Genomic DNA, 12,003 nt, shown 5'->3' on the forward strand with positions numbered 1-12,003 from the left:
GCAGCCGCTCGGCCGCCCGCACGCGCTCAGCCAGCTCCGCATGCCGCCCGGCCAAATCTGCTTGCTCCGCCCCAAGGCGTGGAGCAAGCTCTGCCAGCAGCCCCTCCGCAAGCGCGAGGGCTGCCCGGCGATAGCGGCCTCGAATCTCGGCCGCCACCGCCGAAGTATAATGAAGCGTATATTCGCCGGAGATTACAGCCCCGCTCCTGGCCTGATTTTCAATCCAGGCTGCCTTCATTTGCGGCATCTCTTCTTCCAGCCGAGCTTCCCATTCAACATCCCAAAGCTCCGAGGCTTTCCCCAGCTTGCGGATCATATCGCGCACATGCCAATCGATTTGCGCTTTTACCTGCTCATCCAACCTCTCGAGGAACTCCTGTTGTCTTCGTTGCCGCTCCTGAATGCTCTTATTTTTGAACAAGCGAAATCCCGGTTTGGCCGCAGCCTCACGGCTTTCCAGATACTTCTCTGCCGTCTCCCGCAAATCCGCGGTCATAAGATAGGCATTCTCAAGCAATTGATCCAGCTTTGCAGTCCATTCTCGGCGAAGCGCGGCTTCCGGTGGTTCCTCCTGTCTAGAGGACATACGAAGCTCCAGGTCCTGGAGCTCCTGGCGAAGCTGATCAACGGTCACTGCTTCGTCACCCGCCAATGCCTCAAGCTCTTGGCGTCTCTCTCCTGCCGCTTCCTCGGCTCTTTTCTTGAACTGCCGTGCTTCATGATGCAGAGAGCAAGCAATACTGAATTCCAGCAGCGCCGCCTTCCGATCCAACAGTTCTATCACGACCCGCTTCAGCTCGGGCAGTTGATTCCGTTGATGCTCCGGCTCCTTTAAAGAGGTAGAGAAGATGGCGGCCGGAGCAATTCCCCAGACCGAGAAAGCATGCTCAACCGATTTCATGTACTGCTCAAAGGTCTGTTCTTCTTCCTGATGCTTGTCGACCTGGTTAATAATCAGATAGAGCGGCTTCCCCCATTCCGCGATACTGCGCGCGAAGCTCAGGTTGCTGCCGGATTGCACATGGTTATAATCCATGACATAGAATACAGTATCCGCAAGATGAAGCGCTGAACTCGTTGCAAGCGCATGTGCTGCCTCCCCAGAATCCACGCCCGGCGTATCCAGCAGCACGCCGCCATGACGAAGCAGGGGAATATCTCTCCAGATAGCTACCCTTTCGTACTTCGCTCCATCACGGCAATAATCGTTCAATGCTCCGTCAAACGCACTTAGAGACTCCTGCGGGAGCTTCTCCCCTGCCTCATGACCACCGCCGATTGCCGGGGTCAACTGCATTCTCGGCGCACCGTCACGCAGTGCAGCAATATTGGCGGTCGTTGGAAGCGGACCTGAGGGCAACACGGAAGAACCGCAAAGTGCATTAATCAGACTTGATTTTCCTGCTGAAAAATGACCGCAAATCGCTATTGTCAACTCTCCGGACAACTGTTTTTCAATCAAATCCTTCACTTTTCTTGCCGAATCCGCGGCGCCTTGTTCCAGATACCATGCTTCCAGCCGTGAGAGCTTTCCAGCCAAATCAGATTCGATTGCCGCCGTCATCTTCAAGTCGCTTCGTCCTCTCTGTCCCTATCTCCCTTCATTTTATCATGGATATTTATTCGATTTAAGCTTTTACAGTGATATTAATCATTGCCAATTTGAGATAGATAAAAAATGTCTATCGATATACATTCAAAGAAGAAAGACCGCTTTAGGATAAATAAAGAGCCGACAACCACGAGTTTCAAGCTCGTTGGTTGTCGGCTCTTCTGCGTCTTAGCGTCCGGCTTCTGATTACTGACCCATTTCAAGCCAACTTGGCCATAAGTGTTAGGCTGCCATTATGTTTCGTCAATAAGTGTGTTCAAAACTTCTTGCACATTAGGAGAGGCATTTATTTTCCCCTGTACTTTGATGCTTTCTATGACTTCTCTCGTCAAATCAGGTGTAACATCTTCTGAAAATGTCAGTATGCCAGTCATTTTAATGTTTGCCTTTTTGTTGGATGTCTTTAATTCTTCTAGATCCCTACGAGTAATAGTAACAATTCCAAGAGCAGCAGAGCTTGGTTTGCCGATAATATTCTCGTTGAACTCTGCCAAGAGATCATCCAATCCAATGCCGTTTCTTTTCATGCAAAAAACCTCCTAAAATATATTTTTATTTTATACATGCTGCATGTATGTATTTAGCCAAAAGAATTATATTTTTGTTATTCTCTTTTGTTTGTCTCATTTTTTGACTTCAACAACGATACCTTGGTCATTTATTACAACATGAGAAGTTAGGGCTTTATCGAGAACCGGCAACCCCAAAAAATCAACAATATCCTTTGCCATATTAAATCTTTGCCACGCTTCTGCTTCATTTTCCTGTGGGTATATTGTCGGCATCATCCAAACATTACAAATCAACAAAAACAATTCCGCTGTTAATTTCGGATACTTTGCTTTGATTGAACCATCGTTTATACCTTCTTCAATAAGTTCAGCATATTTTGACGCTAAGAAGGTTCGCTGTTTTTCCATATATATCTTAAAAGCTGTCGGGCTGCTATCAATCAATGGAAGTATTTGAAAGTGAAGTACGGCATACTCTTCGCTCTCGTTTAAAATTTGCAAGGTCAGTTTTATTTTTTCTAAACCATTTATGTCAGTGCGGGCTTTGATTTTTGCAAAAGGGTCTATATCATTAAATAATTTATCAGTCAGCGCAAAAAAAACTTCTTCCTTTGTTTTGAAATGGTGATAAAAGGCTCCTCGTGTCAGGCCGCCCATTTCATCGACTATATCAAGAATTGTTGTTTGCTCATAGCCCTTTTCAATAAACAGTTTTAATGCAGCGTCAAGTATGATCTGCTCTGTTTCTTCGGGATATTTGTTTCGTGGCAAGTCATTCACCCCATTACATACATTGTGTATGTATACAAAATATCCTACACGGTGTATGTTTGTCAAGAGGGCATTCAAGCCTTTGTAAAATAGAGCCTGCGACTTCGGGCCAAATAAAAAAGCGTCCTCCAGCTTGCGGAGAACGCTTTTACTTCATTTCGGCTTAGATGGTCGCAGCTTCGATCTGGTCCTGCTCGGAAGGAATCAGGATTTCGAATACTTTACCATGCTGCAGAATTGTTATTCCCTTATTTTTATCGCGCATTACCACGACCTCTGGCTTCACGGACATCCGCTCCAGATAATGCTTAGGCACCTCTCCGGAATCGCTGATCGTCACGCCCTCCAGCTCTTGCTCATCATTTTCCTTCAGATCGATCTCGATGACCTTCTCGAACATGTCCGAGAACAATTCAAAATTGTCAGTGTAGACGGAAATACATTTCATTTAGAATCTCATCCTCTGCTATCAATATCTTTTTTTGTCACTCTTCTATAGGTTTGCTGACTTGTGACCTTTTCATACGTTTCTTGCCTTCCCTGCACACATCAAGCAGCGGGCAGATCTGACAATTGGGATTCTGGGCCTTACAGTGGTATCTGCCGAAAAAAATAAGACGATGATGTGTAATCGTCCACTCTTCACGAGGTACTCTCTTCATGAGCTTCTGCTCCACCTCAAGCACGGAGTCCTTCCAATTGGCAAGCCCCAGCCGCTTGCTGACCCGTTCCACGTGAGTATCCACTGCGATAGCCGGTACGCCGAAGGCATTGGAAACAACGACATTAGCCGTCTTCCGGCCGACGCCCGGCAGCTTGACCAGCTTGTCATGCTCCGAGGGTACGTCTCCGCCGTATTGCTCAATCAAGATCCGGCATAGATTCTGAATATGCTTGGCCTTGCTTCTGAATAATCCAATCCGCCGAATATCCTGCTCCAGCTCCTCCAAGGGTACAGAGATATAATCCTCGGGTGTCCTGTACTTCCGGAACAGATCCGCTGTCACCTTGTTCACCGTCGCATCCGTACATTGTGCTGACAGCAGGACAGCGATCGTGAGTTCAAAAGCATTGCTGTGATTGAGCTCGCAGTGTGCATCCGGGAACATGGCTGCGATGGTAGTTAATATATGCTTTGCTTGTCCGGCATTCACTCCAAAACATTCCCCCCTGCTCATGTAAAAAACCGTCCTGAGCGGGAGCCCCCGCATCAAGACGGTTCTTCTCACAGAAATGATTTATTGCTTTTCAACCTCTACCAGCTTATCGCCGCTAAAGTACAAAACAATTTTATCATTATCTTTGAGGGATTGCACGGTTAATGTCGTGTCACCTTGGTGAATATACAAATTCGATGTCACAGCAAAACGATAATTGTCATCCTGAATCGTGGAACGATAGACCAGAATGTCGTTATTGATCGAGTCATACCGTTGGAATTTCCGTTCCAGCGAATTCAGCACCTTAATTAACAATGTCCCGTCCACATCTTTGCGCAGCTCAACATGATCGGACGTTGTCAGCGTAGCTGTTCCTGAGGTTACCGAGGTTCCGCGAATTACTTTTACCCCATTCGCAATCGAGTGTACTTCCGGTGTGCCGGAGAAGGACTTCACAGTTACCGAAGAAGCATCAACAGCAGTAACCTTGCCAAGCGTCAGCTTCACCACTTGCAGGGAAGCAGCCGTACGGCCACTGAAGGTCACATTCACAGTCTGCCCTGCTTGCAGGCTGGATACGGTAATCGCAGCTCCGGCATCATTGAGCAAAGTAGCCTTATCTACATAGAAATTGTCTGTAACGCCATTACTTGACGCCTGAATCCGGCTATTGGATGTATTCACTGAAGAAATTTCGAATTGAACCGTCTTTCTTATGGCCAATGTTTGCAAGGTATCCTGGTTCGCGCTCAAAATCGCGGTTACCGGATCTCCCGCCTTCAAGTCGGCAATCGTAGCCGAGGTCTTGCCGTACAGTTCTATCGAAGGAGCTGTGCCTTGATAAGGTATTGCCACGGTCTTACCGCTTGGGAGCAGGATCGAAACCTTCTTGGCCGCTGTATCGGTCGATACATAAGTGCCTTCATACTTGTAAAACACCTGGATCTCAAGCACACGATCTCCGATATGAGTCACATTAATTTTTCTGCCTTTTGTAAGCAGCGATTCAACTCCGGTCAATGTCGGAGTGGTTGAGTTGTATTCCGCCTTGGTCTTGTCATCCACGGTAAAGGCATGCACCTTATTCGCAGAGTCCACAACCATCAGCGCTTTATACTTCGGCTCATAATTGACGACAGACAAATCGGTAAGCAATTCAGTTTGACGGCCGGTCACAATAATTTTAGTGACTTGCTCGTCAGGGCTGATCGTTAATTCTACCTGATCCCCGCCCTTCACATCGGCAATCAGATCCCCCAGCGTCGCATCGGCGATACCGTTAATCACGACAACCGGCTTGGCAGCGAGTGCTTTGATTTCTGCCTTGCCTGCGGAATTCGTGAAGCTGAGAAGTGTGCTTCCTTCTACGGACAGCAGGGTCCCCTTTACGATGCGTTCCATTGCTTTCGTAACTTCCAGACGGGTAAATACGCTATTTTTCACCGTATAGGTTACAGCAGCACCGGCTTGAAGCTCGGCTGCTCCACCCAACAGTTGATTTTGATAAATAAGAATTGAAGTGTCGTCATAATTATAGGTTTCGATCGCACCCGTAGCATCGTCCTTGATGCGAATCGTCTTGTCCGAGACGTTGACCAGATCGACCGTGCCTGTACCGGACTTATTAACAACGCCCGATTTTACCTGGATGATCACGGGCTTCTTCGCCGACGTAAAGGTTTCTCTTTGCACGATAATCGTGCTATCTTCAGTCAGACTATCCACTGAAATGGCATTCCCGTTCTGATCCAGGAATGAAGTAGAGCTATCATAGGTATACTCAATAGAATTATTGTTGACCAACATGAGCAGGCGGTTGTCAGAAAGCTTCTTGAGCAGCGTGCCTTCTGTTTTCTCCAACTGCTGGTTGGCATCACGAACCTCCACATAGGCTGCCGAACCTATTTTGTCTACAACTAATACTTTGGTATACAACTGAATCGCAGTTCGAGAGCTCTTGGCTTCGGAATCCTTTGTAAAATAGACGGAACGGTTATCCAGCGCAAAGCTCTTTAACTGTCCATTCGTAAACAAGGTCAGCTTCGAATCGGTCAATTCGGTAACAATGCCTTCATAGACATTGCTGTAGCCCGGAGTAACATACTCACTGCCGCGGCTTAAGAAGGTTGCGAGCTGGGCACGTGTTACTTTGCCTAACGGATCAAATCGGTTTCCTTCAACCCCTTTCGTCAACTCAAGCTGCACGGCAACATTGACATACCCTCTGGCCGCTGGTGAAATGCTGGTATGGTCGGCAAAGCCGGTCGCAGCACTTCCAGCCGATTTAGCCTTGTCTTCTTGTCCCAAAGCCCGTACGAGCAGCTTGGCAACCCACTCTCGGGTAGCCGTCTTCGCTCCCCAGGACTCACTCGCTCCCGTCGTGCTAAGTTCCTCTGTCTTATCAATGAGTTTCTCGCTCAGAGCCAGTTCCAGATAAGGTTTAAAGTAGGCGTTAACCTTCATTTCTTCCGGTGCACCGCTGCCGCTGCCCAGCTTGCTCTCCAGGTTCATAAAGCGAACTGCCATCGTAATCGCTTCCTGTTGAGTAACACTGTCAGAAGGCCGGAACTTCCCGGCATCTCCTAAAATGATTCCTTCTGCAGCGAGCTTGTAAATATGCTTTTCCGCCCAGAAGCCGTCACTTACGTCGCTAAAAAGAAGTGCCGAGGCTGTCGAAGTTGTTACCGCCGTGCTCTGGGCTTCTTCAGCGAACACCGCCGCTCCTCCGCTGAGGCACATCGCCGTAACAAGCATGGTGGAAACTGCCCTCTTGGTGCTGCGTTTAAAAGTACGTTTATAAGATGACATTACATTCTCCCCTTTACAAATGTTCACTTACCATGTTTCGACAACCAAGGCCCATTTCCCTCTAAATCCTGATTATTTTCTTGTCATCGGATGTTCAAGTTCTATATGTCCCATCAGACTCTCTGTCTGCTGACCATCCACGAGCAGCTCGATCGACTCGATCTCCTGGAACTGAAAAAGCGTGTTCTGCAAGGCCTCGACGGCCAACGCTTCCCCGCCGGCTCCAAGCCTGGCTTCATCAGGAAGAGTGATATCGACAGTCAGCATCCCTTCTGACAGCGAGGCCGAACGGAACTCAACCTTCCAGAGTGGAAGCAGCTCCGAATCCCCGCTGTCCTTTAATGTCTCAAGCGCTGCCATATACTTGTCCTCATCCTTGGCATAGCGAATGGTCTGCTCTTTTTCGGTCAGTTCATTTAATTGATCATCCGTATAATAGCTCTTAATGCTCAAAGTCTGTTGTTCAGGCACTTCCGTTCCAGTCTCGCCGCTCGTATTCTCAGCATTGTTGCTGCCTTGATGATTAGTAGCCGGGCCAGCACCTTGTTCGACCTGTGGCTCCTCATTTCCTGACGGCTGAGCCGTTCCGGGCTTTTGACCGCATCCGGAAGCCAGTGCAAGCAATAACACCAGGCCGCAAATTCTCCAACTCATTCGGTTCATCTCTCATCCTCCTTCTAAAATCCGGCTTATTGAAGTCCGAGATATTCCTTGATACCTTTTACAATACCTGCTGCGACACGGTCTTGAAAATCCTCCGTATACAGCTTGGCATTGTCGCTCTTGTTGCTCAGATAACCGCATTCAAGCAGAACGGCGGGCATCTTCGTCTCTCTGGTGACATGCAGGCTCTTGGAACGAACCCCGCGGTCCGTAAGACCGGAGGAGGCTACGAGGTACTTATGCATGACCTTGGCCAGCGCCAGGCTTTCAGACCGGGTATAATACGTCTCTACGCCACTTGCAGTCGCGCTGCCGGCATTGGCATGAATCGAAATAAACAAATCCGCATTTAAATCATTTGCAATTTTAACCCGATCGCTTAACGAAGGATAAGTATCGCTACTGCGAGTCAATACAAAATCAATATTTGTTTCCTTCTTTAGCAGCTCTTGAACCTTCAGCGTCACGGCCAGATTGAAGTCCTTTTCTTTCTTGCCGGTAACACTGATCGCTCCCGGATCCTTCCCGCCATGGCCTGCGTCAATAACGACCAGCTTCTTGCCATTCGAGCCCGGGTTTGATACTTCCTTATTCAAGTCAAGTATAATCAGGCCGTCGTTCTCATTAATGAGCTCACCCATTTTAACCACATTCATATCAAGGACAATCCGAACGGTTGACGGATTATTGCTGTACAGGGAATATCTAACCTTTGAGACTTCTGGATATTCCGTGATATCAATGAATCCGTTCTGTGTAGAATCCAGATAATATCCCGATGAGAACGTATCCGCAAATTTGGTGTTTGGCAGGTCAATGACAACACGCTGCGGGTTAGCCATGGTAAAAATATTAGGAGTTACATTTTGATCCACCGCGATCATAAGACGATTGTCGCTGAAGCTGATGCCCCCGACATTCGCCAGATTGTCAGTCTGACCAGGTTGAGTCCCCGAGTCTGTGTCCCCTGGCGGAGTCCCTGTATCGCCATCGCCGCCATCTCCCGGGCTTGTCTCGCCGCCATTCCCTCCTGCCGGAGTTACCAGGTATACCGTCTTCAGTTGATTATCCCAGCTTACAGAGAGCCCCATCTGTTCTCCCAAGAAGCGGAGCGGGACAATGACCGTATCGCTAACCAGCTTCGAAGCCACAGGCATCTGAATCTTTGTTCCGTTTACGAGCGCCGTGCTCTGATCCACGACAAGCTTCATTACTGTATCCTGCTGCTGTATAGTTACCGTTCGCGTCTTCTTCTCCCAATCGACGACATAACCAAGCTCTTCCACGACGACACGAATCGGAATCATGACCGATCCATTGATATTCTGAACCTGTCCGTTCTTGCTGAGCTCCAGCTTGTTACCATCCAGATAAATGCTGGTTCCCCCCGCAGCGGCCTGTCCAGTTTGAGGAAATAAAGCAAACCACATGACAAAAAACAATAATGCTGTTAATCCTTTTTTCATCCGTCACCCCTACCCTTTAGATATTTGCCTTATGATGACCGGACGAGATACCTGCTTCCGGGCATCACCAGACGACATAATAGACGCTTGGAACAGGCAAAAGTTGCGAAAAAATGCTAATTTATTGCCAAAAAAAGACCTCGGAGCGTGCCCCGAAGTCTTCATCTTCAAATAAATTATTTTGAGTATGGATGCTCAAGCTCCACATGTCCCATAAGAGTCTCCTCTGTCTTTCCATCCACCATAAGCTCAAGCTGCTTCACTTCATCAAACTGGAAGAAGGTCTGCAGCAAGGCATCGACAGCAAGCGCTTCTCCTCCCGCACCCAGTCTCGCTTCATCCGGCACTGTAATATCTATGGTCAGCAGTCCATCCTTAAGCTCTACTTGCCGCAAGATAATCTTGTTCCAAAGAGACAAGGTTCCCGGCTCGGCTGTCTGAAGTGCTGTGAAAGCTGCTTCATACTTGTCCGTCTCTGCAGGGTATGAGATCTCCCGCTCAACAGCTGTGAGCTTATCCAAATTATCATCGGTAAAGTAAACTTTAATCGTACTTGTCAGCATTTCCGGTTCCACACTTGAGTTCTCCGTATTCTCAGGGTCAACCGTCTCCACTGCGCCGCTTGCTCCTGAGGAGTCAGGCTCGGCAGCATCAGGGACTGTAATCCCGGTATCCGTGTTATTGCCATTATTCTCTCCTGGCGCTGATGCTTGGGGCTTATCTCCACAGCCGGCCAATCCAAGCATGAATACCAGCATCAGGATCATCCATCCCGTCTTCTTCATGTCAAAAACCCCCTATTTTTAGCTTGCGAAGACCCTATAATATTATAGACCAAGGTATTCCTTGATTCCAGCTACAATTCCCTCCGCAACTCTCTGTTGAAATTCATCTGTGTACATTAGCTTTTCATCATTGGAATTACTCAAATAGCCTACCTCCAGCAATACTGCTGGCATAGTCGTCTCACGGGTCACATGAAGACTCTTCTGTCTGACTTTGCGATCAGCGAGTCCAGTTGACGATACAAGATGCTTATGCATCACATCTGCTAAGGGAATGCTATCTTCTCGGGAATAATACGTTTCAGAGCCAGTAATGCTGCTCTTTCCTTCAATGCTGTTTCCATGAATAGATATAAATAGTGTTGCATTCAGATTATTTGCAAATTCGGCCCGCTCATTAAGCTCCAGATGGACATCGGTAGTGCGCGTCATCGCAAAATCAAATTCGGTTTCCTGTTTAAGGAGCTGTTCTACCTTGAGAGACACAGCCAGAGCGAACTCTTTTTCCAGCTTTCCAGTAATACTAACGGCTCCTGGTTTAATGCCGCCATGCCCTGCATCAATAACAACAAGAGGTTTGCCCGTACCTGTAACCGGATAACCAGACACAGCTGTCAAATCAACGGTAAACAGATCCGTTCCATCAATATTCATTTGATATTCAACCCGATGATTCAAGTCTACCACAATCCGAATCGTCGAAGTCCCCTGATCAAAGATCGAATAACGCACCTGTGATACATCCGGATAATCCGCTACTGCAAAGGCACCGTTATTGGATGCATCCAGAGGCAGCAAGGATGCGAAGCTATCCGAAAATGCAGCGTTCGGAATATCCACAACCAAACGTTCAGGACCACTCAGCAGGAAGACATTAGGCTTAACTCCCGGATCTGCAGAAACCTTTAGCCGATTATCGCTAAAGCTGATTCCGTATATGTATGACTTCCCTTGTTGCTCAGAAGAGCTATTGTCAGTCCCCGTAGTTGGCGGGACAACTTCAGAGGAGGTGTTCTCCGAAGAGTTGTTCGCTGGCGCCTCACTTCCCATGCCCGGTTGGACTTTACCGTCTGAGCCGTCGCTTGGTGTAGTCAGATAAGCCGATTTGGTCTGATTATCCCAGCTGACGGTCAGGCCTGTCTGTTCACCGACAAATCGGAGCGGAACCAATGTGACGCTATTTTGAATAATCGGAGGAGCTGTCAGCTTGACAGTTGTTCCATTCACAATTGCTTCACTGTGGTCTACCTTTAAATTCAACGTATTCGCACCTTGGACAATTGTAATCGTCTTGGCATTCTGATCCCACTCAACCTCATAACCCAAGCTCTCGACAATGACTCTTAGAGGGACGACCGTGCTGCCGTTAACAACCCCGGCTTTGGCCTGCTCCGGCTGTTGAAGCTCAACCCCGTCCAAAAAAATATGGGTGTCCCCCGATGCCGCATTCGACAGGCTCGGAAATGCGAGGAAACAAAATAGCAATGCGATCAGACATCCGATTTTTTTCATTCTGATATCCCTACCAATCTCGTAATTTACCGGACTTAGCCCCAAATAGAGCCATGGCAATGAACCGACAACAACCTACAATAAACATTACTAATTGCTTCCATAATATCAGAAAATCTTCCTGACTGATAGACTTATATTTTCATAGAAGAACAAAAATAGACAACCGCCGATAGTTAGCCTAAGTTTGATAATTAATGAAGACCCTTGCTCGTAGGGGCAGAACTATGTGAAAATGCTATATAAGATGAACAAAAAAGCTAGGCAGAAAGTTTTCAGTGCGAAGCAAATATCGAACCTTCCAAGGCGGTGATAGCAAATGATGAAGGACTGTCCTCTTTGTCAGCTTGAATTAATAGAACAGCAGCAGTGGTGCTGCACTAGACTTGGCGGAGTGACCGGAGCAAAATTAGTGCCAAAAGGCATTAAAATTTCAGGTGTAGGTGCTCCTACGGCAAATTTAGTGCTGAAAGGCAATTAAATTGCTTGGTGTGGCGCTCATGCCCCGAAATAAGTGCTATAAGGCATTAAAATTGCTGGGAGGGTACTCATACGACAGAATAAGTGCTGAAAGGCATTAAAATTGCAAATTCGGTGCCGTGAGGACCACGAGAGCCCTCGGGATTGAGGGTGTACGATACCTTTCTGGCTAACTCCCTTCATTTACAAATAAACTAAAAAAGCTGGGCGAGGAACAAGGTCATACCAGACCTT

Annotated in this window: 11 protein-coding genes; 1 reads left to right on the forward strand and 10 read right to left on the reverse strand. The window is 47.6% G+C overall.

The genetic code is table 11. The features are described 5' to 3' along the window. The 10 genes from TX85_RS25355 to TX85_RS09450 form a co-directional block, all read right to left on the reverse strand. Positions 1-1,564, reverse strand: a 1,564-nt coding sequence (locus TX85_RS25355) for a dynamin family protein (protein WP_222860705.1), incomplete at its 3' end; no start/stop codon positions are given. A 281-nt stretch (positions 1,565-1,845) separates the two neighbouring features. Continuing rightward, entirely contained in the window at positions 1,846-2,139 is a 294-nt protein-coding gene (locus tag TX85_RS09410) for a hypothetical protein (RefSeq protein ID WP_049894887.1), read from the reverse strand. 96 nt (positions 2,140-2,235) lie between these two features. Then, positions 2,236-2,895 carry a TetR/AcrR family transcriptional regulator gene (locus TX85_RS09415; RefSeq protein WP_044478853.1) on the reverse strand — a complete coding sequence of 220 codons (660 nt, stop codon included), beginning with the start codon at positions 2,893-2,895 and terminating at the stop codon, positions 2,236-2,238. A 163-nt stretch (positions 2,896-3,058) separates the two neighbouring features. Further along, positions 3,059-3,343, reverse strand: a complete 285-nt coding sequence (locus TX85_RS09420) for a hypothetical protein (protein WP_044478854.1) — start codon at positions 3,341-3,343, stop codon at positions 3,059-3,061. A gap of 37 nt (positions 3,344-3,380) precedes the next feature. Next, positions 3,381-4,049: an endonuclease III gene (gene nth, locus TX85_RS09425; protein WP_044478855.1), complete on the reverse strand. Its 669-nt coding sequence runs from the start codon at positions 4,047-4,049 to the stop codon at positions 3,381-3,383. A gap of 84 nt (positions 4,050-4,133) precedes the next feature. Then, positions 4,134-6,863: an S-layer homology domain-containing protein gene (locus TX85_RS09430; RefSeq protein ID WP_044478856.1), complete on the reverse strand. Its 2,730-nt coding sequence runs from the start codon at positions 6,861-6,863 to the stop codon at positions 4,134-4,136. Positions 6,864-6,935: 72 nt separating this feature from the next. Then, positions 6,936-7,526, reverse strand: coding sequence for a GerMN domain-containing protein (locus TX85_RS09435; protein WP_044478857.1), 591 nt, complete (start codon positions 7,524-7,526; stop codon positions 6,936-6,938). A 26-nt stretch (positions 7,527-7,552) separates the two neighbouring features. Next, a complete protein-coding gene (locus TX85_RS09440; RefSeq protein ID WP_233500672.1) occupies positions 7,553-8,956 on the reverse strand; it encodes an N-acetylmuramoyl-L-alanine amidase family protein in 1,404 nt (467 codons plus the stop codon). 212 nt (positions 8,957-9,168) lie between these two features. Further along, positions 9,169-9,777, reverse strand: a complete 609-nt coding sequence (locus TX85_RS09445) for a GerMN domain-containing protein (RefSeq protein ID WP_044478860.1) — start codon at positions 9,775-9,777, stop codon at positions 9,169-9,171. 42 nt (positions 9,778-9,819) lie between these two features. Continuing rightward, positions 9,820-11,289 carry an N-acetylmuramoyl-L-alanine amidase family protein gene (locus TX85_RS09450; protein ID WP_044478861.1) on the reverse strand — a complete coding sequence of 490 codons (1,470 nt, stop codon included), beginning with the start codon at positions 11,287-11,289 and terminating at the stop codon, positions 9,820-9,822. A 319-nt stretch (positions 11,290-11,608) separates the two neighbouring features. On the opposite strand from TX85_RS09450, the gene TX85_RS26755 reads away from it, so the two are divergent. Further along, entirely contained in the window at positions 11,609-11,770 is a 162-nt protein-coding gene (locus TX85_RS26755; RefSeq protein WP_158297315.1) for a hypothetical protein, read from the forward strand. Positions 11,771-12,003: the final 233 nt, after the last annotated feature.

The organism is Paenibacillus antibioticophila (assembly GCF_000455265.1).
Taxonomy (GTDB): domain Bacteria; phylum Bacillota; class Bacilli; order Paenibacillales; family Paenibacillaceae; genus Fontibacillus; species Fontibacillus antibioticophila.